This is a genomic window from Streptococcus sp. HMSC076H09 (genome assembly GCF_001811765.1).
GTDB lineage: Bacteria > Bacillota > Bacilli > Lactobacillales > Streptococcaceae > Streptococcus > Streptococcus agalactiae.
The window spans coordinates 25,815-50,729 of sequence record NZ_KV806589.1 but is presented as its reverse complement, the minus strand read 5'-3'; the positions used below and the strand labels follow the sequence as shown (position 1 = coordinate 50,729).

24 protein-coding genes are annotated in these 24,915 nt (G+C 38.4%); 23 read left to right on the top strand and 1 reads right to left on the bottom strand.

The genetic code is table 11. The annotated features are described in order from the left end of the window. Positions 1–248 precede the first annotated feature (248 nt). The 16 genes from purF (at position 249) to HMPREF2818_RS01015 (ending at position 16,293) form a co-directional block, all read left to right on the top strand. Positions 249–1,703, top strand: a complete 1,455-nt coding sequence (purF, locus tag HMPREF2818_RS01090) for an amidophosphoribosyltransferase (protein WP_000220683.1) — start codon at positions 249–251, stop codon at positions 1,701–1,703. Between the two features lie 27 nt (positions 1,704–1,730). Next, entirely contained in the window at positions 1,731–2,753 is a 1,023-nt protein-coding gene (gene purM, locus HMPREF2818_RS01085; RefSeq protein ID WP_001291337.1) for a phosphoribosylformylglycinamidine cyclo-ligase, read from the top strand. A 167-nt stretch (positions 2,754–2,920) separates the two neighbouring features. Further along, positions 2,921–3,484 (top strand): phosphoribosylglycinamide formyltransferase, encoded by a 564-nt coding sequence (gene purN, locus HMPREF2818_RS01080; protein ID WP_000686116.1) that lies wholly within the window; start codon positions 2,921–2,923, stop codon positions 3,482–3,484. An 18-nt stretch (positions 3,485–3,502) separates the two neighbouring features. Further along, the gene (locus HMPREF2818_RS01075; protein ID WP_000183891.1) at positions 3,503–4,123 is read left to right on the top strand and encodes a hypothetical protein; all 621 of its coding nucleotides are present in this window, start codon (positions 3,503–3,505) and stop codon (positions 4,121–4,123) included. A gap of 18 nt (positions 4,124–4,141) precedes the next feature. Beyond that, complete coding sequence (gene purH / locus HMPREF2818_RS01070) at positions 4,142–5,692, top strand: bifunctional phosphoribosylaminoimidazolecarboxamide formyltransferase/IMP cyclohydrolase (RefSeq protein WP_000197236.1); 1,551 nt, start codon at positions 4,142–4,144, stop codon at positions 5,690–5,692. 192 nt (positions 5,693–5,884) lie between these two features. Further along, the gene (locus HMPREF2818_RS01065; RefSeq protein ID WP_001045908.1) at positions 5,885–6,784 is read left to right on the top strand and encodes a lytic exoenzyme target recognition domain-containing protein; all 900 of its coding nucleotides are present in this window, start codon (positions 5,885–5,887) and stop codon (positions 6,782–6,784) included. 146 nt (positions 6,785–6,930) lie between these two features. After that, the gene (locus HMPREF2818_RS01060; protein ID WP_000783422.1) at positions 6,931–8,235 is read left to right on the top strand and encodes a surface immunogenic protein Sip; all 1,305 of its coding nucleotides are present in this window, start codon (positions 6,931–6,933) and stop codon (positions 8,233–8,235) included. 246 nt (positions 8,236–8,481) lie between these two features. Next, positions 8,482–9,180, top strand: coding sequence for an N-acetylmannosamine-6-phosphate 2-epimerase (locus tag HMPREF2818_RS01055; protein WP_001120326.1), 699 nt, complete (start codon positions 8,482–8,484; stop codon positions 9,178–9,180). Positions 9,181–9,226: 46 nt separating this feature from the next. Further along, on the top strand, positions 9,227–10,543 hold the full coding sequence (locus tag HMPREF2818_RS01050; protein WP_000023462.1) for an ABC transporter substrate-binding protein: 1,317 nt from the start codon (positions 9,227–9,229) through the stop codon (positions 10,541–10,543). Between the two features lie 87 nt (positions 10,544–10,630). Further along, positions 10,631–11,518, top strand: coding sequence for a carbohydrate ABC transporter permease (locus HMPREF2818_RS01045; RefSeq protein WP_001260027.1), 888 nt, complete (start codon positions 10,631–10,633; stop codon positions 11,516–11,518). Positions 11,519–11,527: 9 nt separating this feature from the next. After that, positions 11,528–12,358 carry a carbohydrate ABC transporter permease gene (locus HMPREF2818_RS01040; RefSeq protein ID WP_000730582.1) on the top strand — a complete coding sequence of 277 codons (831 nt, stop codon included), beginning with the start codon at positions 11,528–11,530 and terminating at the stop codon, positions 12,356–12,358. Between the two features lie 12 nt (positions 12,359–12,370). Then, positions 12,371–12,814, top strand: coding sequence for a NanQ anomerase/TabA/YiaL family protein (locus tag HMPREF2818_RS01035; protein ID WP_000638661.1), 444 nt, complete (start codon positions 12,371–12,373; stop codon positions 12,812–12,814). A 19-nt stretch (positions 12,815–12,833) separates the two neighbouring features. After that, a complete protein-coding gene (locus HMPREF2818_RS01030) occupies positions 12,834–13,496 on the top strand; it encodes a YesL family protein (RefSeq protein ID WP_000710137.1) in 663 nt (220 codons plus the stop codon). Then, the gene (locus HMPREF2818_RS01025) at positions 13,493–14,410 is read left to right on the top strand and encodes a dihydrodipicolinate synthase family protein (protein ID WP_000654093.1); all 918 of its coding nucleotides are present in this window, start codon (positions 13,493–13,495) and stop codon (positions 14,408–14,410) included. Before HMPREF2818_RS01030 ends, HMPREF2818_RS01025 begins: the two co-directional genes overlap by 4 nt. Before the next feature lie 16 nt (positions 14,411–14,426). Then, positions 14,427–15,308 carry an ROK family protein gene (locus tag HMPREF2818_RS01020; RefSeq protein WP_000198868.1) on the top strand — a complete coding sequence of 294 codons (882 nt, stop codon included), beginning with the start codon at positions 14,427–14,429 and terminating at the stop codon, positions 15,306–15,308. 7 nt (positions 15,309–15,315) lie between these two features. Further along, a complete protein-coding gene (locus tag HMPREF2818_RS01015; protein ID WP_000573442.1) occupies positions 15,316–16,293 on the top strand; it encodes an alpha/beta fold hydrolase in 978 nt (325 codons plus the stop codon). A gap of 22 nt (positions 16,294–16,315) precedes the next feature. On the opposite strand, the gene HMPREF2818_RS01010 is transcribed toward HMPREF2818_RS01015, so the two are convergent. Then, positions 16,316–17,119: a MurR/RpiR family transcriptional regulator gene (locus HMPREF2818_RS01010; protein WP_000158189.1), complete on the bottom strand. Its 804-nt coding sequence runs from the start codon at positions 17,117–17,119 to the stop codon at positions 16,316–16,318. 282 nt (positions 17,120–17,401) lie between these two features. Here HMPREF2818_RS01010 and purD point away from each other — a divergent pair, with 282 nt between their 5' ends. From purD to HMPREF2818_RS00975, 7 genes are all read left to right on the top strand, one after another. Then, the gene (gene purD, locus HMPREF2818_RS01005) at positions 17,402–18,664 is read left to right on the top strand and encodes a phosphoribosylamine--glycine ligase (protein WP_000772162.1); all 1,263 of its coding nucleotides are present in this window, start codon (positions 17,402–17,404) and stop codon (positions 18,662–18,664) included. A gap of 280 nt (positions 18,665–18,944) precedes the next feature. Further along, positions 18,945–19,436 (top strand): 5-(carboxyamino)imidazole ribonucleotide mutase, encoded by a 492-nt coding sequence (purE, locus tag HMPREF2818_RS01000; RefSeq protein WP_001875905.1) that lies wholly within the window; start codon positions 18,945–18,947, stop codon positions 19,434–19,436. Continuing rightward, positions 19,423–20,496, top strand: a complete 1,074-nt coding sequence (gene purK / locus HMPREF2818_RS00995) for a 5-(carboxyamino)imidazole ribonucleotide synthase (protein ID WP_001048172.1) — start codon at positions 19,423–19,425, stop codon at positions 20,494–20,496. Before purE ends, purK begins: the two co-directional genes overlap by 14 nt. Positions 20,497–20,505: 9 nt before the next feature. Next, positions 20,506–20,763, top strand: coding sequence for a hypothetical protein (locus HMPREF2818_RS00990; protein WP_000590468.1), 258 nt, complete (start codon positions 20,506–20,508; stop codon positions 20,761–20,763). Between the two features lie 365 nt (positions 20,764–21,128). Then, a complete protein-coding gene (locus HMPREF2818_RS00985; protein ID WP_001867169.1) occupies positions 21,129–22,232 on the top strand; it encodes a DUF6287 domain-containing protein in 1,104 nt (367 codons plus the stop codon). Between the two features lie 85 nt (positions 22,233–22,317). Then, the gene (purB, locus tag HMPREF2818_RS00980) at positions 22,318–23,616 is read left to right on the top strand and encodes an adenylosuccinate lyase (RefSeq protein ID WP_000893937.1); all 1,299 of its coding nucleotides are present in this window, start codon (positions 22,318–22,320) and stop codon (positions 23,614–23,616) included. Between the two features lie 152 nt (positions 23,617–23,768). Continuing rightward, a complete protein-coding gene (locus HMPREF2818_RS00975; protein WP_000912098.1) occupies positions 23,769–24,671 on the top strand; it encodes a helix-turn-helix domain-containing protein in 903 nt (300 codons plus the stop codon). Positions 24,672–24,915 lie beyond the last annotated feature (244 nt).

The window sequence follows — 24,915 nt, the reverse complement described above, 5'->3', positions numbered from 1 at the left end:
TCCTAGCTTTAGCCCTCGCCTTGAATTAGTGAAGGCGAGGTTAGATAGAAATTCGCTATCTTTTGAACGAAGCGAGCTTAACCGTATCTTTCCGCCGTATTGGTATTTGGGAGTCATTGAGACTAAGGTTCAATGGCTAGCTTGATAGATTTTCTATTTTAATGTTGGCATTGATGACGACAGATCCAAAATTGAGAAAATCATCAAAGCTACTTAAGAAGAGATACAAAAAGAATTAGGAAAAAAGAATGACATACGAAGTAAAATCTCTAAATGAAGAATGTGGAGTCTTTGGTATCTGGGGGTATCCTCAGGCAGCTCAAGTCACTTACTTTGGGCTTCATAGCCTTCAACATCGCGGTCAAGAAGGAGCTGGTATTATTTCAAATGATAATGGGAAACTCTATGGTTATCGAAATGTTGGGCTCCTTTCTGAAGTTTTTAAGAATCAATCTGAATTAGATAATTTAACTGGGAATGCGGCTATTGGACATGTTCGGTATGCTACTGCAGGTTCTGCAGATATTCGCAATATTCAGCCTTTTCTTTATAAATTTCATGATGGGCAATTTGCTTTATGTCATAATGGTAATTTGACAAATGCTATTTCCTCAAGGAAAGAATTAGAAAAGCAAGGTGCAATTTTCAATGCCTCCTCAGATACTGAAATTTTAATGCATTTGATTCGTCGAAGCCATAACCCAAGTTTTATGGGGAAGGTAAAAGAAGCTTTAAGCACTGTAAAGGGAGGTTTCGCCTATCTACTGATGACAGAAGATAAATTAATTGCTGCTCTTGACCCTAATGCCTTTCGTCCTTTGTCAATTGGACAAATGCAAAATGGTGCCTGGGTTATTTCCAGTGAGACCTGTGCTTTTGAGGTGGTAGGCGCAAAATGGGTTAGAGATGTTGAACCTGGTGAAGTTATTCTTATAGACGATAGTGGTATTCAATGTGATCGTTATACTGATGAAACGCAACTGGCAATTTGTTCGATGGAATATGTCTATTTTGCAAGGCCGGATTCAACTATACATGGTGTTAATGTTCATACGGCTCGAAAAAATATGGGAAAGCGTCTTGCACAAGAATTTAAACAGGATGCTGATATTGTAATTGGTGTCCCAAATTCGTCCTTATCGGCTGCTATGGGCTTTGCTGAAGAATCCGGATTACCAAATGAGATGGGCCTTGTAAAAAATCAGTATACGCAGCGAACCTTTATTCAACCGACACAAGAATTAAGGGAACAAGGTGTTCGAATGAAATTATCAGCGGTATCTGGTGTTGTCAAAGGAAAGCGCGTTGTTATGATTGATGACTCAATTGTAAGAGGAACGACTTCTAGAAGGATTGTAGGATTATTAAGAGAAGCAGGAGCTACTGAAGTACATGTTGCTATAGCTAGTCCAGAATTAAAGTATCCTTGTTTTTATGGAATTGATATTCAAACAAGACGAGAATTAATTTCAGCAAATCACGCTGTTGACGAAGTGTGTGATATTATTGGCGCAGATAGTCTAACTTATCTATCAATCGATGGGTTAATTAAATCAATTGGACTCGAAACAAAAGCACCAAATGGTGGTTTATGCGTAGCTTACTTTGATGGACATTATCCAACACCGCTTTATGATTATGAAGAAGAATACCTCAGAAGTTTAGAAGAAAAAACAAGTTTTTATATTCAAAAAGTGAAATAAGCTCTGCTAATTATATAAGGAGAAAACATGTCTGAAAAAAATGCTTATGCCCAGTCTGGTGTTGATGTAGAAGCGGGCTACGAAGTTGTCGAACGTATCAAGAAACACGTTGCTCGCACAGAACGTGCTGGTGTCATGGGAGCTCTCGGTGGCTTTGGTGGTATGTTTGACCTGTCACAAACAGGTGTTAAAGAACCTGTCTTGATTTCAGGGACTGACGGTGTCGGAACTAAACTCATGCTTGCTATCAAGTACGACAAGCACGACACAATCGGTCAAGACTGTGTTGCCATGTGTGTCAACGATATTATTGCAGCAGGTGCTGAGCCCCTTTACTTCCTTGACTATGTCGCGACTGGTAAAAACGAACCTGCCAAATTGGAACAGGTTGTCGCTGGTGTTGCTGAAGGTTGTGTTCAAGCTAGCGCAGCTCTTATCGGTGGTGAAACGGCTGAGATGCCTGGTATGTATGGCGAAGATGATTATGACCTTGCAGGCTTTGCTGTTGGTGTGGCTGAAAAATCTCAAATCATCGACGGTTCAAAGGTAAAAGAAGGGGATATTCTTCTTGGACTTGCTTCAAGTGGTATCCATTCAAATGGTTATTCATTGGTACGTCGTGTCTTTGCTGACTACACTGGTGATGAGGTGCTTCCAGAGCTTGAAGGCAAACAACTCAAGGATGTCCTTCTTGAGCCAACTCGTATCTATGTTAAAGCAGCTCTGCCATTGATCAAGGAAGAACTAGTTAACGGTATCGCCCACATCACGGGTGGTGGTTTTATCGAGAATGTTCCTCGTATGTTTGCGGATGATTTGGCTGCGGAAATCGATGAGGATAAGGTGCCTGTACTTCCGATTTTCAAGGCGCTTGAAAAATATGGTGACATCAAGCACGAAGAAATGTTTGAAATCTTCAACATGGGTGTCGGTCTTATGCTGGATGTTAACCCTGAAAATGTTGACCGTGTCAAAGAACTTTTGGACGAACCAGTCTATGAAATCGGTCGTATCATCAAGAAAGCAGACGATAGTGTGGTGATTAAATAAGTCACTAAATTTTATAAGAAAGGAGTGTTTAGTTAGTTTGCCTAACTGAACACGGGATTAAATTTCTAGGAAAAAAGATAAAACGACTTAGACGCAAGCGTCGTTGTTCGTTTTCCTATTTTTCTACGAAATTTTTCGGCAAGCCGAATCATCCCTTTGTATCGAATATGAAAATCGCTGTTTTTGCTTCTGGTAATGGTTCCAACTTTCAGGTCATAGCAGAGCAGTTTCAAGTTAGTTTTGTCTTTTCAGATCATCGTGATGCCTATGTTTTAGAGCGTGCTCAGAACTTAGCCATTCCAAGTTTCGCTTTTGAACTCAAGGAGTTTGAGAATAAGACGGCTTACGAGCAAGCCATTGTTGATTTGTTGGACAAACACGAGATTGATTTGGTCTGTCTGGCGGGCTATATGAAGATTGTTGGAGAAACCTTACTCTCAGCCTATGAGGGCCGTATCATCAATATTCACCCAGCCTACCTGCCTGAATTTCCAGGTACCCACGGTATCGAGGATGCTTGGGAAGCTGGTGTTGACCAGTCTGGCGTGACCATCCATTGGGTGGACTCTGGTGTGGATACCGGTCAGGTCATCCAACAAGTGCGCGTGCCACGCCTAGCAGATGATAGCCTAGAAAGCTTTGAAACCCGTATCCACGAAACTGAATATCAACTCTATCCAGCTGTTTTAGATAGCTTGGGAGTGGAGAGGAAAGAATGGAATACTAAATAAAGGAGAGTAGAAAAGAATATGACAAATAATAATAGTTTTAATGGAGGACATAATATTGGTTCAGGCAATTCAGCTGGTAGAGATCAAATAATTAATATTACTAATTCTCAAGCAGAGCAACCAGTCGCTAAATATGATGTTGAACCTATTTGGAGAAGTCCGATTACAATGGCAGTGTTGAGTTGGATTGGCTTCTTCACTTCGATAGGAAGTTTGTTACCCCTTTATAATTTTTTAAAACCGATTATAAGTTGGGCTAAAAATTCTTTTGATGGAAATATTCCCAATGTCCAGGGTAGTCAAATTTATTTGTTTATTTTTTTAGGTTTGTTTATTTTTTCAGTTGTTATTTTTTCTTTGCGAAGAATTACTAAGAGTCAAACTCGCTATCCTTTGGGTTTTAACTATGCAATCAGTGGTGTAGGTAAAAGATTGAATATTGAAAAGTTGCATATAACTCCTTGTCCAAAATGTGGTGGAAAATTGAAATACTACAATAAGCCATATGATTGGATTAATCATTATGACGAAAATGGAAATATCAAAAAGATCAAAATTACCAAGAGAGTGCCGGCTTTAGAATGTAAAAGAAATAGCGAGCATTTTTGGTATGTAGATTCAGCTGGAACGAAAATTTAATTGATAAAAGGAAAAACAATGACAAGAAAACGTGCTTTAATCTCAGTTTCTGATAAGTCAGGAATTATTGACTTTGCAAAAGAATTGAAAAACTTGGGTTGGGATATTATCTCAACTGGTGGGACTAAGGTTGCCCTTGACGATGCTGGTGTTGAGACCATTACCATCGACGATGTGACTGGATTCCCAGAAATGATGGACGGTCGTGTTAAGACCCTCCACCCAAACATTCACGGTGGGCTTCTGGCTCGTCGCGACGCTGACAGCCACCTTCAGGCTGCTAAGGACAACAATATTGAGTTGATTGACCTCGTGGTTGTCAACCTCTATCCCTTCAAGGAGACCATCCTTCGCCCAGACGTGACCTACGATTTGGCGGTGGAAAACATCGATATCGGCGGTCCATCAATGCTTCGCTCAGCCGCTAAAAACCACGCTAGCGTAACCGTTGTGGTTGACCCAGCGGACTATGCCACTGTTTTGGGAGAATTGGCTGACGCTGGTCAGACGACATTTGAAACTCGTCAACGCTTGGCAGCTAAGGTCTTCCGTCATACGGCATCCTATGACGCTTTGATTGCTGAGTACTTCACAGCTCAAGTGGGAGAGGCTAAGCCTGAAAAATTGACCATCACTTATGACCTTAAACAGGCTATGCGTTACGGAGAAAATCCACAACAAGACGCTGATTTCTACCAAAAAGCCTTACCAACAGACTACTCAATCGCTTCAGCTAAACAGCTCAATGGAAAAGAATTGTCCTTCAATAATATCCGTGATGCTGATGCAGCAATCCGTATTATCCGCGATTTCAAAGACAGTCCAACGGTTGTTGCCCTCAAACACATGAACCCATGTGGTATCGGACAAGCTGATGATATTGAGACAGCTTGGGATTACGCTTATGAAGCTGACCCAGTTTCAATCTTTGGTGGAATTGTTGTCCTTAACCGTGAAGTTGACGCAGCGACAGCTGAGAAGATGCACCCTATCTTCTTGGAAATCATCATCGCACCATCATACTCAGAAGAAGCGCTAGCTATTCTCACAAATAAAAAGAAAAACTTGCGTATCCTTGAGTTGCCGTTTGATGCCCAAGCTGCCAGCGAAGTGGAAGCTGAGTACACTGGCGTAGTTGGTGGACTTTTGGTGCAAAACCAAGACGTTGTGGCTGAAAATCCATCTGACTGGCAAGTGGTGACAGACCGCCAGCCAACAGAACAAGAGGCGACTGCCCTTGAGTTTTCCTGGAAGGCTATCAAGTATGTTAAGTCTAACGGGATTATTATTACTAACGATCACATGACGCTTGGACTCGGTGCAGGTCAAACCAACCGTGTCGGCTCAGTCAAGATTGCTATCGAGCAGGCTAAGGACCACCTTGACGGTGCCGTTCTAGCATCAGATGCCTTCTTCCCATTTGCGGACAACATTGAAGAAATCGCTGCCGCAGGGATCAAAGCAATCATCCAACCAGGTGGTTCAGTTCGTGACCAAGAATCTATTGACGCCGCAAACAAACATGGCTTGACCATGATCTTCACAGGCGTGAGACATTTTAGACATTAAAAAATAGTAGTTTAGGTTTTCTTAAGTTAACTCAGGTATACTACGTATATCCTAAAAACTTTTCTTTTTATTAAACCTCCTAAGTACTCATCAAGGTGAGTACTTTTTTTGATATTTTGATTTAAATTTTCGAATAAGTTAATTGCAAGTGTTTGAGCACTTCATTATATTAATTCTATTTGGAGGTTTTTCTTGAATAAATGGTTAGTTAAGGCAAGTTCCTTAGTTGTTTTAGGTGGTATGGTTTTATCTGCGGGTTCCCGAGTTTTAGCGGATACTTATGTCCGTCCAATTGATAATGGTAGAATTACAACAGGTTTCAATGGTTATCCTGGACATTGTGGGGTGGATTATGCTGTTCCGACTGGAACGATTATTAGGGCAGTGGCAGATGGTACTGTGAAATTTGCAGGAGCTGGAGCCAACTTTTCTTGGATGACAGACTTAGCAGGAAATTGTGTCATGATTCAACATGCGGATGGAATGCATAGTGGTTACGCTCATATGTCACGTGTGGTGGCTAGGACTGGGGAAAAAGTCAAACAAGGAGATATCATCGGTTACGTAGGAGCAACTGGTATGGCGACGGGACCTCACCTTCATTTTGAATTTTTACCAGCTAACCCTAATTTTCAAAATGGTTTCCATGGACGTATCAATCCAACGTCACTAATTGCTAACGTTGCGACCTTTAGTGGAAAAACGCAAGCATCAGCTCCAAGCATTAAGCCATTACAATCAGCTCCTGTACAGAATCAATCTAGTAAATTAAAAGTGTATCGAGTAGATGAATTACAAAAGGTTAATGGTGTTTGGTTAGTCAAAAATAACACCCTAACGCCGACTGGGTTTGATTGGAACGATAATGGTATACCAGCATCAGAAATTGATGAGGTTGATGCTAATGGTAATTTGACAGCTGACCAGGTTCTTCAAAAAGGTGGTTACTTTATCTTTAATCCTAAAACTCTTAAGACTGTAGAAAAACCCATCCAAGGAACAGCTGGTTTAACTTGGGCTAAGACACGCTTTGCTAATGGTAGTTCAGTTTGGCTTCGCGTTGACAACAGTCAAGAACTGCTTTACAAATAGTTTGAGGTATTGATTCATTGTTTTAAATGACAGTTTTGTTACTAACTAAGTACAATTTCTTTAAACCGTCTGAAAATAATTTTATAGTCCAGTAAAGTGTGATATTATAGTCTCGGACTAATAAAAAGGAAATAGGAATTGAAGCAATGAAAATGAATAAAAAGGTACTATTGACATCGACAATGGCAGCTTCGCTATTATCAGTCGCAAGTGTTCAAGCACAAGAAACAGATACGACGTGGACAGCACGTACTGTTTCAGAGGTAAAGGCTGATTTGGTAAAGCAAGACAATAAATCATCATATACTGTGAAATATGGTGATACACTAAGCGTTATTTCAGAAGCAATGTCAATTGATATGAATGTCTTAGCAAAAATTAATAACATTGCAGATATCAATCTTATTTATCCTGAGACAACACTGACAGTAACTTACGATCAGAAGAGTCATACTGCCACTTCAATGAAAATAGAAACACCAGCAACAAATGCTGCTGGTCAAACAACAGCTACTGTGGATTTGAAAACCAATCAAGTTTCTGTTGCAGACCAAAAAGTTTCTCTCAATACAATTTCGGAAGGTATGACACCAGAAGCAGCAACAACGATTGTTTCGCCAATGAAGACATATTCTTCTGCGCCAGCTTTGAAATCAAAAGAAGTATTAGCACAAGAGCAAGCTGTTAGTCAAGCAGCAGCTAATGAACAGGTATCAACAGCTCCTGTGAAGTCGATTACTTCAGAAGTTCCAGCAGCTAAAGAGGAAGTTAAACCAACTCAGACGTCAGTCAGTCAGTCAACAACAGTATCACCAGCTTCTGTTGCCGCTGAAACACCAGCTCCAGTAGCTAAAGTAGCACCGGTAAGAACTGTAGCAGCCCCTAGAGTGGCAAGTGTTAAAGTAGTCACTCCTAAAGTAGAAACTGGTGCATCACCAGAGCATGTATCAGCTCCAGCAGTTCCTGTGACTACGACTTCAACAGCTACAGACAGTAAGTTACAAGCGACTGAAGTTAAGAGCGTTCCGGTAGCACAAAAAGCTCCAACAGCAACACCGGTAGCACAACCAGCTTCAACAACAAATGCAGTAGCTGCACATCCTGAAAATGCAGGGCTCCAACCTCATGTTGCAGCTTATAAAGAAAAAGTAGCGTCAACTTATGGAGTTAATGAATTCAGTACATACCGTGCAGGTGATCCAGGTGATCATGGTAAAGGTTTAGCAGTCGACTTTATTGTAGGTAAAAACCAAGCACTTGGTAATGAAGTTGCACAGTACTCTACACAAAATATGGCAGCAAATAACATTTCATATGTTATCTGGCAACAAAAGTTTTACTCAAATACAAATAGTATTTATGGACCTGCTAATACTTGGAATGCAATGCCAGATCGTGGTGGCGTTACTGCCAACCATTATGACCATGTTCACGTATCATTTAACAAATAATATAAAAAAGGAAGCTATTTGGCTTCTTTTTTATATGCCTTGAATAGACTTTCAAGGTTCTTATCTAATTTTTATTAAATTGAGGAGATTAAGCTATAAGTCTGAAACTACTTTCACGTTAACCGTGACTAAATCAAAACGTTAAAACTAAAATCTAAGTCTGTAAAGATTATTGAAAACGCTTTAAAAACAGATATAATAAGGTTTGTAGATATCTAAAATTAAAAAAGATAAGGAAGTGAGAATATGCCACATCTAAGTAAAGAAGCTTTTAAAAAGCAAATAAAAAATGGCATTATTGTGTCATGTCAAGCTTTGCCTGGGGAGCCTCTTTATACTGAAAGTGGAGGTGTTATGCCTCTTTTAGCTTTGGCAGCTCAAGAAGCAGGAGCGGTTGGTATAAGAGCCAATAGTGTCCGCGACATTAAGGAAATTCAAGAAGTTACTAATTTACCTATCATCGGCATTATTAAACGTGAATATCCTCCACAAGAACCATTTATCACTGCTACGATGACAGAGGTGGATCAATTAGCTAGTTTAGATATTGCAGTAATAGCCTTAGATTGTACACTTAGAGAGCGTCATGATGGTTTGAGTGTAGCTGAGTTTATTCAAAAGATAAAAGGGAAATATCCTGAACAGTTGCTAATGGCTGATATAAGTACTTTTGAAGAAGGTAAAAATGCTTTTGAAGCAGGAGTTGATTTTGTGGGTACAACTCTATCTGGATACACAGATTACAGCCGCCAAGAAGAAGGACCGGATATAGAACTCCTTAATAAGCTTTGTCAAGCCGGTATAGATGTGATTGCGGAAGGTAAAATTCATACTCCTAAGCAAGCTAATGAAATTAATCATATAGGTGTTGCAGGAATTGTAGTTGGTGGTGCTATCACTAGACCAAAAGAAATAGCGGAGCGTTTCATCTCAGGACTTAGTTAAAAGTGTTACTCAAAAATCAAAATCAAAATAAAAAAGGGGAATAGTTATGAGTATCAAAAAAAGTGTGATTGGTTTTTGCCTCGGAGCTGCAGCATTATCAATGTTTGCTTGTGTAGACAGTAGTCAATCTGTTATGGCTGCCGAGAAGGATAAAGTCGAAATTACGTGGTGGGCTTTTCCAACCTTTACTCAAGAAAAGGCTAAGGATGGAGTAGGTACTTATGAGAAAAAAGTCATCAAGGCTTTTGAAAAGAAAAATCCTAATATAAAAGTAAAACTAGAGACAATTGATTTCACATCTGGACCTGAAAAAATCACTACAGCAATTGAAGCAGGGACAGCACCTGATGTGCTTTTTGATGCACCAGGGCGAATTATTCAATATGGTAAAAATGGTAAATTAGCAGATTTGAATGATTTATTTACAGACCAATTTATTAAGGATGTCAATAATAAGAACATCATTCAAGCTTCTAAGTCTGGCGATAAAGCCTACATGTATCCAATAAGTTCTGCCCCATTTTATATGGCGTTCAATAAAAAAATGCTTAAAGATGCAGGAGTTTTGAAACTTGTAAAAGAAGGTTGGACTACTAGTGATTTTGAAAAAGTACTAAAAGCACTAAAAAATAAAGGCTATACACCAGGTTCATTCTTTGCAAACGGGCAAGGAGGAGATCAAGGACCGCGTGCATTTTTTGCTAATCTTTATAGTGCTCCAATAACAGATAAAGAAGTAACAAAATATACCACTGACACTAAAAATTCTGTAAAATCAATGAAAAAAATAGTTGAATGGATTAAGAAAGGCTACTTGATGAATGGGTCTCAGTATGATGGCTCAGCTGACATTCAAAACTTTGCTAATGGACAAACTGCTTTCACTATCCTATGGGCTCCAGCTCAACCAAAAACTCAAGCAAAATTATTAGAGTCAAGTAAAGTGGATTACCTTGAAGTGCCATTCCCATCAGAAGATGGAAAACCAGATTTAGAATACCTTGTTAATGGTTTTGCGGTCTTTAATAATAAAGATGAAAACAAAGTAAAAGCCTCTAAGAAATTTATCACTTTTATTGCTGACGATAAAAAATGGGGACCAAAAGATGTTATACGTACAGGTGCTTTCCCAGTTAGAACATCATTTGGGGATCTTTATAAAGGTGATAAACGTATGATGAAGATTTCAAAATGGACTCAATATTATTCACCATATTACAACACTATCGATGGATTTTCTGAAATGAGAACCTTATGGTTCCCAATGGTTCAATCTGTATCCAATGGTGATGAAAAACCGGCAGATGCTTTGAAAGACTTTACTCAAAAAGCAAATGATACCATTAAAAAAGCAGCTAAATAATTAAGGAGACTCCTTTTCTATGGTCAATCACATATTGGGATAGAAGAGGAGTTTTTAGTCAAGTTAAGATGTAAAGGAGAGTACCGTATGCGTACTAATAAGTTAAAGATGAGGGAAACGATGATAGCTTATGCTTTTCTAGCGCCTATTCTCTTATTTTTCTTAATTTTTGTTTTTGCACCGATGGTTATGGGCTTTGTCACTAGTTTTTTTAATTATTCTATGACACAGTTCACTTTTATTGGGTTAGCTAATTACAATCGTATGTTTCATGATTCTATTTTCATGAAATCCTTGATAAATACAGTAATCATTGTGATTGGCTCTGTGCCAGTAGTGGTTTTCTTCTCACTTTTTGTTGCTGCCAATACTTATGAAAAAAATGTTTTTTCACGCTCTTTCTACCGTTGTGTCTTCTTCTTGCCAGTAGTAACTGGTAGTGTTGCAGTCACAGTTGTTTGGAAATGGATTTATGACCCTATGTCCGGAATTTTAAATTACATTTTGAAATCAGGCCATGTCATTGAACAGAATATTAGCTGGCTTGGTGATAAGCACTGGGCATTACTTGCTATTATTATTATTTTGCTAACGACTTCAGTTGGTCAACCTATTATTCTATATATTGCGGCGATGGGAAATATTGATAATTCTCTTTGCGAAGCTGCGCGTGTTGATGGAGCCAATGAAATGCAAGTTTTTTGGCAAATTAAATGGCCGAGTCTCTTACCAACTACACTCTATATTGCAGTTATAACAACAATTAATTCATTTCAATGTTTTGCCTTAATCCAGCTCCTAACATCTGGTGGACCAAATTATTCAACAAGCACTTTGATGTATTATCTTTATGAAAAAGCCTTTAAACTATCAGAATATGGCTATGCTAATACTATGGGAGTATTCCTAGCAGTAATGATTGCTTTAATAAGTTTTGCTCAATTTAAGATCTTAGGAAATGATGTGGAATATTAGGAGGAAAACATGAAAAAGAAAACATTCAGTGCTTATAACTTTTTAACGGCTCTTATCCTTTGTCTTTTGACAGTGCTTTTTATCTTTCCATTTTATTGGATTATGACAGGAGCTTTTAAATCTCAACCTGATACTATTATCATCCCCCCACAATGGTGGCCCAAAGCACCGACCTTAGAAAATTTTAAAGCTTTAACTGTACAAAACCCAGCTTTGAGATGGCTTTGGAATAGTGTCTTTATCTCAATTATGACAATGTTCCTAGTTTGCTGTACATCGTCAATGGCAGGCTATGTTTTAGCTAAGAAACGATTTTACGGTCAAAAAATATTGTTCTCCCTTTTTATTGCTGCTATGGCTTTACCTAAACAAGTTGTTTTAGTGCCATTAGTTAGAATTATCAATTTTATGGGGATACATGATACCTTATGGGCGGTTATTTTACCTCTTGTTGGTTGGCCTTTTGGGGTCTTCTTGATGAAACAGTTTTCTGAAAATATTCCAACAGAATTACTGGAATCAGCTAAAATTGATGGTTGTGGAGAGATTCGAACATTTATTAATGTAGCATTTCCAATTGTCAAACCTGGATTTGCTGCCCTAGCTATTTTCACATTTATCAATACTTGGAATGACTATTTTATGCAATTAGTTATGCTAACTTCTAGAAATAATCTGACCATTTCTCTTGGGGTAGCTACTATGCAGGCTGAAATGGCAACAAACTATGGCTTAATTATGGCAGGTGCAGCCTTAGCTGCTGTTCCTATTGTGACAGTATTCTTAGTTTTCCAAAAATCCTTTACTCAGGGGATTACAATGGGAGCTGTTAAAGGATAGGTAGGATTTATTATGATTTACGATCATTTATTGAATTTAACGCATTATAAAGATATTAATCCTAATTTAGATTTAGCGATTGATTATCTACTAAGTCATGATTTAAGGAATTTAGATATAGGCACCTATCATATTAGCCCAGAAGTGATACTCATGGTCCAATCAAATCAACTTAGTGAGTCATTTGATCATATTTTTGAATACCATAAAAAATACCTTGATATACATTATGTCATTGAAGGACATGAAGTTATCAAATTGGGAAAAGGTGATAAGGTAGAGGTAGAGGAATACTTAGGCGATATAGGATTTATCAAGTGCTCAGAAGAGACTTCTTTTGATTTGAGAGATAATTATATAGCCTTCTTTTTCCCAGAAGAAGCTCATCAGCCAAATGGTATGGGAAGTCTAGGTAATTATGTCAAAAAAGGGGTATTGAAAGTGTTAATGGCGTAAGAAATACAGGGAGTATATTGTGAAAAAAGCAAATCAATTAATAGCAGCGATTTTTGATGTTAACAACACCTTTATGCAAGGTTGCAATGTTGTTTTTGATCTAGCATTACTAAACCTTCTTTTTATGATAACTTGCCTACCATTGGTAACTATTGGTGCTGCTAAAATTAGTTTGTATCGAACGTTGTGGCAAAAATTAGAAGGTGATCAGACAAATCTTTTAATATTGTATATAAAACACCTAAAAAAAGAGTGGTTCCAAGGTATGCTTTTAGGTTTGGTTGAACTAAGTATTTTGGTTGTGATCATATTTGATTTAACAATTCTTCATTATCAAATAGGTTTCATTGTGTCTTTCTTGAAGATAACTTGTTACGCCTTTTTGTTATTGACTGTGATGACGAGCATATACCTATTTCCTATGGCTGCCCGCTACGAAATGTCTCTTTTAGATACCGTGAAAAAGAGCTTTATAATGGCATGTTTAAACTTGAAATGGACTGGTGTATTGATGTTTTTATTAATCATGACTTGGTTTATTATGGTGCAGTCTAGTCTCTTATTTATGCTTACAGTGTCAGCTATATTTATTTTTGCTTATACCGCCTTTGCTTACTTTAAAATTATTATTTTACAAAAACAATTTGCCTATTTCAGCAAACAACAAGGAGATTATCAATGAAAGATTTACAAAAATATCAAGGAATTATTCCTGCATTTTATGCTTGCTATGATGATAAGGGTGATATTTGTCCCGAACGAGTAAAAGCCCTGACCAATTATTTTATTGATAAAGGTGTTCAAGGACTTTATGTTAATGGTTCATCAGGAGAATGTATTTACCAAAGTGTAGCAGATCGTAAACTTGTACTGGAAAATGTTATGTCCGTTGCTAAGGGTAAACTAACAGTAATAGCGCATGTGGCATGTAATAATACTAAGGATAGCGTAGAGTTGGCTATGCATGCTGAAGCTATAGGTGTTGATGCTATTGCAGCAATTCCACCAATTTATTTTCGATTACCAGAGTATGCCATAGCAGATTATTGGAATACTATTAGTCAAGCAGCACCACAAACTGATTTTATTATTTACAATATTCCTCAATTAGCAGGGGTTGCTTTGACATCGGATTTATATCGAAAAATGTTACAAAATCCGCAAGTAATTGGTGTTAAAAATTCTTCCATGCCAGTTCAAGACATTCAGAATTTTGTGGCTATTGGAGGAGAAAATCATATTGTTTTTAATGGTCCAGATGAACAATTTTTGGGTGGTCGTCTCATGGGAGCAGCTGCAGGTATTGGTGGTACCTATGGCGTAATGCCAGAATTATACTTGACTTTAAATCAGTTAATTGTTGATAAAGATTTAGAAAAAGCGCGTGAACTTCAATTTACAATTAACGATATTATCACAAAGCTTTGTTCAGGTCATGGTAATATGTATGCTGTGATTAAATCTGTATTGGAAATCAATGAGCAACTAACTATAGGTTCCGTTCGGTTACCTTTAGCATCTGTAACAGAAGAAGATAAACCTATTATTAAAGAGGCAGCAGAAATGATTAGACATGCTAAAAAACAGTTTTGTTAAAGTGAGGTAGATAATTATGACCAGAACAGTAGCAATTGATATTGGCGGTACAATGATTAAGCATGGCATTGTGGATAATTTAGGTTGTATTGTTGAGGCAAGTGAGCTTGCCACAGAAGCCTACAAAGGTGGTCCAGGCATTTTACAAAAAGTTTGTCAAATTATCGATAACTATCTAACAGAAGGGAGCATTGATGGAATTGCTATCTCATCTGCTGGCATGGTAGATCCAGATGAAGGATGCATATTTTACTCTGGTCCTCAAATTCCAAACTATGCTGGGACACAATTTAAGAAAGTTTTAGAAGACACTTATCAAGTACGCACAGAAATTGAAAATGATGTTAATTGTGCAGGATTAGCTGAAGCTGTCTCAGGTAGTGCCAAAGATAGTTCAATAGCGCTTTGTCTTACTATTGGAACAGGTATTGGTGGTTGTCTGATTATTGATAAAACAGTTTTTCATGGCTTTAGTAATTCTGCTTGTGAAGTTGGATATATGCACCTTTCAGATGGTGATTTTCAAGATTTAGCCTCTACAACTGCACTGATTGCTGATGTTGCCAAAGCGCATGGAGATGAAATTAGCCGATGGGATGGACGTCGTATTTTTCAGGAGGCTAAAGAAGGTAATGAGAAATGTATTGCAAGTATAGACCGTATGATAAACTACCTTGGTCAAGGAATCGCTAATATGGTTTATGTGGTAAATCCTGAAAAAGTTGTTTTAGGTGGTGGAATCATGGCTCAAAAAGATTATTTACAAGATAAACTTAGTGAATCTTTGAAACGAAATCTTGTGACAAGTCTTGCTGAAAAAACAGCAATAGTTTTTGCACAACACGAAAACCAAGCTGGTATGCTAGGAGCTTACTACCATTTTAAAAACAGGGGGTGACGGGTATATGATTGAAACAATGTCGCTAGATGACATGAGAGAATACCTAGGTCAAGACCAAATTCCCGAGGATTTTGATGACTTCTGGAAAAAACAAACAATGAAATATCAAGGGAATATTGAGTATCGTCTAGACAAAAAAGATTTCAATATTACTTTTGCACAAGCTTATGATCTTCATTTTAAAGGTAGCAATGACTCTATTGTCTATGCCAAATGTTTATTCCCTAAAACAAATAAACCCTATCCTGTAGTTTTTTATTTTCATGGCTACCAAAACCAAAGTCCTGACTGGAGTGACCAACTTAATTATGTAGCAGCAGGTTACGGCGTTGTTTCAATGGATGTTCGAGGTCAAGCTGGACAGTCTCAAGACAAGGGGCATTTTGATGGCATTACAGTTAAGGGCCAAATTGTGCGAGGAATGATCTCAGGACCAAATCATCTTTTTTATAAAGACATTTATCTTGATGTTTTCCAATTGATTGATATCATTGCTACATTAGAGAGTGTTGATAGTAATCAACTTTATAGTTATGGCTGGTCTCAAGGTGGAGCACTTGCTTTGATAGCTGCAGCTCTTAATCCCAAAATCGTCAAGACCGTTGCTGTTTACCCATTTTTGTCAGACTTTAGACGAGTATTAGATTTAGGGGGTGTCAGTGAGCCCTATGATGAACTCTTCCGCTATTTTAAATATAGTGATCCTTTTCATAAAACAGAGAATAGTGTGTTAAAAACTTTGGCTTATATTGATGTTAAAAATTTTGCACATAGGATTTCTTGCCCCGTTGTTTTACTAACAGCCTTGAAAGATGATATTTGTCCTCCATCAACTCAATTTGCCATTTTTAATCGTCTGACATCAACTAAAAAGCATCTTTTATTACCAGATTATGGACATGATCCAATGACAGTGCAAGTAAAAGACTATATTTTTGATCAACTGACAGGAAGTCAATTTACAAAGCAAAAAATCGAGTAGATTATTTCTACTCGATTTTCATTTAGCGTTGAATAATGGTTTCTCTAAAAATTCGCTCTTTTTCTATTTTATTAATATCTAAAAATTGTGCATAGATAATATCTACCATGATTAACATTGGGATCTGAGGCGAAATTCTATTGCCGTAGTCTAAATGCCTAGCAGAAGCCACCTGAATAATCTTGTCAAAAGCATAGTCAATTGTGTGAGGTTGTTTTGTAAATAGAACGGTTTTAGCTCCGTGACTACTTGCGATTTTTAAGGCACCGATAACAGAGTTGGTATTCCCAGAAAGTGAGAAGGCAATGACGAGGCATCTATCATTAACAATACTATTAGTCCATGAGAAACTATCTGTATCATCCAGAGCCTCACAAATCACTCCTAGCCTCATAAGGCGTATTTTAAATTCTTTAGCTACTAGCGATGAGCTCCCTTTGCCATAAAAATAAACACGATCAGCTTGCTCAATCATATGTGATACTTCTAGAAGCTGTTCTTCATCAATAATATCAGCGGATTTAGAAACCATCTCTTGATAATTCATAAATACTTTCTTAGTGTTGTCATTTTGAAGACCGTATAATTGTTGACTGATGGTCTCATGGCTTTTTAAATATTCAAAAACAAATTCACGATAGCCTTTAAACCCACATTTTTTAGCAAAACGCGTTAATGCTGCTTGTGAAATGTGTAGTTGCTTAGTGACAATGGTAGAAGCAAGAGCGTCTTTTGAAATGGGTTGCCCCATAAAATAACAAGCAATTTCACGTTCTAAATCAGTCATTAAATCAAGAGCAGACTCAATTTGGTCATAAATAGTCATAATACACGGTCCTCTCCTCTTTAAGAAAGCGCTTAATATATTCAGTATAACATAAAGTTAGCGAGGGACCAAACTAAGTTCTAAGAAACAGCAATGATAAGTTTTAAATAGCAATATGAAGGATTAATAACATAATATATGTGAAGTATATATTATGTTATTAATTTTTCAAAAAAGATGTAATAAAAAAACTTAAAAGCGAACAAATGTGTTATAATTTTATAAGTAATACGTTTTTGTTGCAAATTTCTTTTTATATTATTTAATAGGAGTTATTCTGATATGAAATTGCTTGTTGTTGGTTCTGGTGGTCGTGAGCATGCGATTGCTAAGAAGTTGTTAGCGTCTAAGGATGTGGATCAGGTTTTTGTGGCACCTGGTAATGATGGTATGACCTTGGATGGTCTAGACTTGGTAAATATCGGAATTTCCGAACATTCTAGGCTAATTGACTTTGCTAAGGAGAATGAGATCGCTTGGACCTTTATTGGTCCTGATGATGCGCTAGCGGCTGGTATCGTTGATGATTTCAACAGTGCTGGACTCAGAGCTTTTGGTCCAACCAAGGCAGCAGCGGAGCTAGAGTGGTCAAAAGACTTTGCCAAGGAAATCATGGTCAAATACAATGTTCCAACAGCAGCCTATGGCACATTTTCAGATTTTGAAAAAGCTAAAGCCTACATCGAAGAGCAGGGCGCACCAATCGTGGTCAAGGCTGACGGCTTGGCGTTAGGTAAGGGCGTGGTCGTGGCTGAAACCGTTGAACAGGCGGTAGAGGCGGCGCAAGAGATGCTTTTAGACAACAAGTTTGGCGACTCAGGAGCGCGCGTGGTTATCGAGGAGTTCTTGGATGGTGAAGAGTTCTCCCTCTTTGCCTTCGCTAATGGCGATAAGTTCTACATCATGCCGACAGCTCAGGATCACAAGCGTGCTTTTGACGGAGACAAGGGACCAAACACTGGCGGTATGGGTGCCTATGCGCCTGTTCCTCATCTGCCTCAGAGCGTGGTGGATACAGCGGTTGAGACCATCATTAAGCCTGTCCTTGAGGGCATGATTGCTGAAGGGCGTCCTTATCTAGGTGTCCTCTATGCGGGGCTTATCCTGACAGCTGATGGCCCTAAGGTTATCGAGTTCAACTCACGTTTCGGTGACCCTGAAACTCAGATTATCCTCCCTCGCCTAACTTCCGATTTTGCTCAGAACATCGACGACATCATGATGGGCATTGAGCCTTACATCACTTGGCAGAAGGACGGCGTGACTTTGGGCGTTGTCGTTGCCTCAGAAGGCTATCCGCTCGATTACGAGAAAGGTGTGCCACTGCCTGAAAAGACCGACGGCGACATCATCACCTACTATGCAGGAGCTAAGTTTGCGGAAAATAGCAAAGCACTGCTCTCAAACGGTGGACGTGTCTATATGCTCGTCACCACAGAAGGTAGCGTCAAAGCAGGGCAGGACAAAATCTATACCCAACTAGCCCAACAAGACACAACAGGCCTCTTCTACCGAAATGATATCGGAAGCAAAGCTATTAAGTAATAAGACTACTCATTCAAATATTAGCGTCGGCAATCAGCGACCGAAGGTCGCTCCAAAAAGAAAGAAGAAAGGAACTGAACACGGGACTAATTTCCTAGGAAAAAAATAAAACTACCTGAACGCAAGCGTCATCGTTAGATTTCTGCGTCGTAGGCGTCTGGTGCTAAAGCACCTAGTCGCCCTGACGTGGGTGCATCTTCGAAATCAAAGATTTCGGACTTACCGCATATTTTTCTACGGAAATTTTCGACAAGTCGAAACGTCCCTTTGTATCTTATTTATGAAAACTCCAATTATTTCTATTATCATGGGCTCCAAATCCGACTGGGGAACCATGCAAAAAACGGCTGAAGTTCTAGATAACTTTGGCATTGCTTACGAGAAGAAAGTCGTCTCTGCCCACCGTGCGCCAGACCTCATGTTCAAGCATGCTGAGGAAGCACGTGGCCGTGGTATCAAAATCATCATCGCTGGAGCAGGTGGGGCAGCTCACTTGCCTGGTATGGTGGCAGCTAAGACAACACTACCTGTTATTGGTGTGCCGGTCAAAACACGTGCCCTTTCAGGTTTGGATTCGCTCTACTCTATTGTGCAGATGCCTGGTGGTGTGCCTGTGGCGACCATGGCTATCGGAGAAGCGGGAGCGACTAACGCTGCCTTGACAGCCCTCCGTATCCTCTCTATTGAGGACCAAAATCTGGCTGATGCGCTAGCTCATTTCCATGAGGAACAAGGAAAAATCGCGGAGGAGTCAAGCAATGAACTTATTTAAGACCATTGGGATTATCGGTGGTGGTCAGCTGGGGCAGATGATGGCAATTGCGGCTATCTACATGGGCCACAAGGTCATCACGCTGGATCCTGCTAGTGACTGCTCTGCCTCCCGCGTTAGCGAAGTGATTGTAGCGCCTTATGATGATGTTGAGGCTTTGGGACAATTAGCTGCGCGTTGCGATGTTTTGACCTATGAGTTTGAGAATGTTGATGCCGACGGTCTGGATGCCGTTGTATCGGCTGGTCAGCTACCGCAGGGGACTGATTTGCTCCGCATTTCTCAAAACCGTATCTTTGAAAAAGACTTTCTGGCAAATAAGGCTGGTGTGACTGTCGCTCCTTACAAGGTGGTGACGTCTAGCCTTGACCTAGAGGGGTTTGACTTGACCAAGACCTATGTCCTCAAGACAGCGACAGGTGGTTATGATGGTCATGGGCAAAAGGTTATCCGCTCAGCAGAAGACCTGCCAGAGGCGCAGCAATTAGCCAACTCAGCCGAGTGTGTCTTGGAAGAGTTTGTCGACTTTGATCTTGAAATCTCAGTCATCGTGTCTGGAAATGGTCAGGATGTGACGGTCTTTCCCGTTCAGGAAAATATCCACCGCAACAATATCCTATCAAAAACTATCGTACCAGCTCGCATCTCAGACCAACTAGCTGACAAGGCTAAGAAAATGGCGGTACAGATTGCCAAGGAACTCCAGCTATCAGGAACCCTCTGTGTGGAAATGTTTGTGACCGCAGATGATATCATCGTCAATGAAATCGCCCCACGCCCCCACAACTCAGGGCACTATTCTATCGAAGCCTGTGACTTTTCACAGTTTGACACTCATATCTTGGGTGTGCTGGGGCAACCTCTCCCACCAATCAAGCTCCATGCCCCAGCCGTCATGCTTAATGTCCTTGGACAACATGTCCAGCAGGCGATTGACTATGTTGCCGAAAACCCTAGCGCTCACCTCCACATATATGGTAAACTAGAAGCGAAACATAACCGCAAGATGGGACATGTGACGGTGTTTACGGAAGATGCGGATGAGGTGGAGGAGTTTTAGGAGGTTTGTATGATTAAAATCATTGTTCATGCTTTTATTAATAGTGGTAAAATAGGTGTTGTTGAAGTATTATTTGCGACATCAGATGATAAACTCTTGATGACTAAAATGTCAGAATTTCAGCGCCACTACCCAGGTGATTATTTAGCTATTTATGATTTACCATTAGATACAGATTTAAATAAACTGTCCCACTACCCATCAGTAGCAATTAGTAAAGAGGACTTTCATGAAGAAAAGGCTAATGAAACTAATGAGAATAGCTAGTCTTAAATTAAAATTCACTGCTCGTTGGAGAATGTAATTAAGGAGATATTCCTAGGAAGTTAAAAATAGATAGACAGATGCTTTTTATTCCTAAATAAGAGTGAATGAAAATAGATAATAATCAAGTTCAATATTTCAATTTTATTAAAAGTACGAATTTATCTTCTTTGGAGCGAAAGGGCTTTTGATTTTTTATATAGAATAAGTTAGGTGATAAGGTTGTTAAAAAATAGATTAGTTATTTTAGGTTTGCTTGTTACTTGTGTTTTTCCATTATATTCCTGTAAAATTAGTAGTACTAGAAGTCAAGAATATAAATCTTCTTCTCAAAAAAACATTTTTATTTAGGAGGTATTTATTACGATTTGGCTTCTGGTGAAAAGGCTAAAATTCAGAGGAAAAAAAGCGGCGCATGGTCCATGACTTACAAAACACTAGACGGGAATGTTGTTGCGACTTTTCGTCCAATGTTTAAAAAAACAGGTTCCCATTGCTATATCTCAACTTCAAAAATGACAAAATCAGATGGTAATAACAATTTTTCTATCCAAATTTATTATAAAGGTACTTCAAATGTGAAAATCAAAATGTTTGATGATAACCCAGAGCATACTATGCAGTTTTCGAAGAAGAAATTTGCTAATAATATGTTAAATAGAGATGAATCTACTACCAACCATTCTTATGATAAGGTTTTGGAAGGAGATTTAACCCCATTTATGGGTCAATTTTCAAGTGATAGTTTTAACCAAACTATTGTAGATTCGGGTATGACTTATGGGGGATATGAACCGAAAGACTACTATGAGGGGCGAACAACAGTTTTTCCTGCAATAACGAAGACAGGCTATTGGAATGGCATAACGTCTCATGGTAGTTATGTTATAAAAAACGATGATTTACCCAAGAAAATTAAAAATTATTATGAAATACATGTGTATGGCGCTAATTCTGGAGCGATAAATAGTACAGGTAGTTTGAAACGTATATTCTATTTAGTTCCCCCAAAAGTGGAGGGGCCAGATGGAAAAGTATTATCAAAAAGACAAGTTTTTGAAGTAGGAGCTAATAATCAATTAATTTCTCTTTCCTATCAATCTCCGGATTGGTGGAAAAGATATAAAAAATCTGGATTAGAAAAAGATTTAGATGTTGACGCTATTTATAGAGGTGACTTTTCCTCGTTGAAAGGAACTTGGAGAAATGGTAAAGGGGAAGTTTTAACTATTAATGATGATGGCAGTACAGATGATGGTGAAAGAATTAGTATCGGGAGTACAGAAAAAAGTAGACTCCCCTCTGTAGGGATGAGTAGTGGTAATTTTGGGGTATCTGTTTATCTCTTCCAAATTGGTGTATCGAATCCTTATATAGAGAACGGGCATACATCGGACACGACACGACCGCGCTTAGCTATTGGGCTTAACCCTGGAGATTTTCCTACAGATGCCTATTACTATCGTTACTAAATATCATTCTATGACCTTGATGTAACAATAAGCTCTTTTACCACTGTGACTATTAATTTTTAAAGAATAAGAGGATAGAGAAAAAATGTTAGAACGTTATTCACGCCCTGAGATGGCGGCAATTTGGACAGAAGAAAATAAATATCGTGCTTGGTTGGAGGTTGAGATTTTGGCTGACGAGGCATGGGCTGAGTTGGGTGAAATTCCTAAGGAGGATGTGACTAAGATTCGTGAGAAGGCGGATTTTGACATTGACCGCATTCTTGAGATTGAGCAGGACACGCGTCACGATGTGGTGGCTTTCACTCGTGCGGTTTCTGAGACGCTTGGTGAGGAGCGCAAGTGGGTGCACTACGGTTTGACGTCGACTGACGTGGTGGACACTGCCTACGGTTACCTCTACAAGCAGGCTAACGACATTATCCGTCGTGACCTTGAGAATTTCACAAATATCGTGGCTGAGAAAGCTAAGGAGCACAAGTTCACCATCATGATGGGTCGTACCCACGGTGTTCACGCTGAGCCAACGACTTTCGGTCTTAAGTTGGCAACTTGGTACAGTGAGATGAAACGTAATATTGAGCGTTTTGAACATGCTGCCGCAGGAGTGGAAGCTGGTAAGATTTCAGGTGCTGTTGGTAACTTTGCCAACATCCCACCTTTTGTGGAAGAATATGTCTGTGACAAATTAGGCATCCATCCGCAAGAAATTTCAACACAGGTTCTTCCACGTGATCTCCACGCAGAATATTTTGCAGTGCTTGCAAGTATTGCAACATCTATCGAACGTATGGCGACAGAGATTCGTGGTCTGCAAAAATCAGAACAACGTGAAGTTGAAGAGTTCTTTGCCAAAGGTCAGAAAGGTAGCTCTGCTATGCCTCACAAACGCAACCCAATCGGTTCAGAGAACATGACAGGGCTAGCGCGCGTAATTCGTGGTCACATGGTGACGGCTTATGAGAACGTGGCACTTTGGCACGAGCGTGATATTTCGCACTCATCAGCTGAGCGTATCATCACACCAGACACAACTATCTTGATTGACTACATGCTCAACCGTTTTGGCAATATCGTTAAGAACTTGACTGTCTTCCCAGAAAATATGATGCGCAATATGGAATCAACTTTTGGTTTGATTTATAGTCAACGTGTTATGCTCAAATTGATTGAAAAAGGAATGACACGAGAAGAAGCTTATGACTTAGTTCAACCTAAGACAGCTTATTCCTGGGACAATCAAGTGGATTTCAAACCACTTTTAGAAGAAGACACCAAAGTTACCTCTTGTCTTACACAGGAAGAACTTGATGAACTATTTAATCCGATTTATTACACAAAACGTGTTGATGATATTTTTGAAAGGTTAGGATTAGAAAAATAAGAAAATTCCATTACTGGTTAACGTTTTTTTAACCAGTAATGGAATTTTTATTGATTTAAAAGGAATTAATATTAAAAAAACATACTTAAAATGAGTTTATTATGATAATATATAATAAGAAGAAAAATTTAGGAGTTAGTTTTTAAAGGAAAATGTTAAAACATTTTGGTAGTAAAGTAAGAAATTTGAGAGTAACTAGAAATATTACTCGCGAAGATTTTTGTGGTGATGAAACTGAGTTATCTGTAAGACAATTAGCTAGGATTGAAAGTGGACAGTCAATTCCAAACTTGACTAAAGCTCACTACATAGCTAAACAATTGAATGTAAAATTGGATATTTTAACAGGAGGAGAGAGCTTAGAATTACCTAAACGGTATAAAGAGTTGAAGTACAAATTGTTGCGTACCCCGACTTACGGAGATGCTAATAGACTTGCAGTTAGAGAAGCATATTTTGATGAAATCTATGAAGTATTTTATGAGGAGCTCCCAGAAGATGAAAGACTAATTATTGATTGTATGCAATCAAAATTAGATGTTCATTTTTCTGTTAATGATAATTTTGGAATCACTATTTTACATGACTACTTTGATCAAATTAAGAAAAAAAAGGAATATACCACAAATGATTTTGTTATGATAGATTTATATTTACTTTGCTTTTCTATTAACTATGGAATGAAGAGCTTGTATTCTTTAGAGAACTATCATTTTATTATGTCAAAATTGTTAGAGCAAGATAATTTACTTCCTGAGGATAATTTTCAATTGAACAACGTTTTATTAAATCATGTCGAATTAGCTTTTCAATTTAAGCAGAAAAAATATGTACAGCAAATTATTCATAGAAGTAATGCTATTATGACAGAAATCCATGATTTTCAAAAAAGACCAATACTAAGCTTAATAGAGTGGAAATATTTATTAATTATTGAAAAAGATAGAACAAAAGCAGAAACATGTTTTAAACAATCAATTCTATTTGCAGAGTTAATAGGTGATCTATATTTAAAAGGAAAATTAATAGAGGAGTGGAATAAAGATTTAACATGACAAGGATGTCATGTAGATAAATGTCAGTCATTGATATACTGTGTTTACAAATTAAGTAAGGAGTAAATCAGATGACTTTAGTTATTAAACTTGTTGGAACTTTGTTAACAATGGGGTGGTGGGGTCTATGACTTCTAAATATTTTAAAGTAGTTTAGCATAGTCCACCCTATCTATCGTTTGTTAGTGTAGATAAATTATATGTATCACTTACCTTCTTTAAATAAGGGAGATACTAATACACC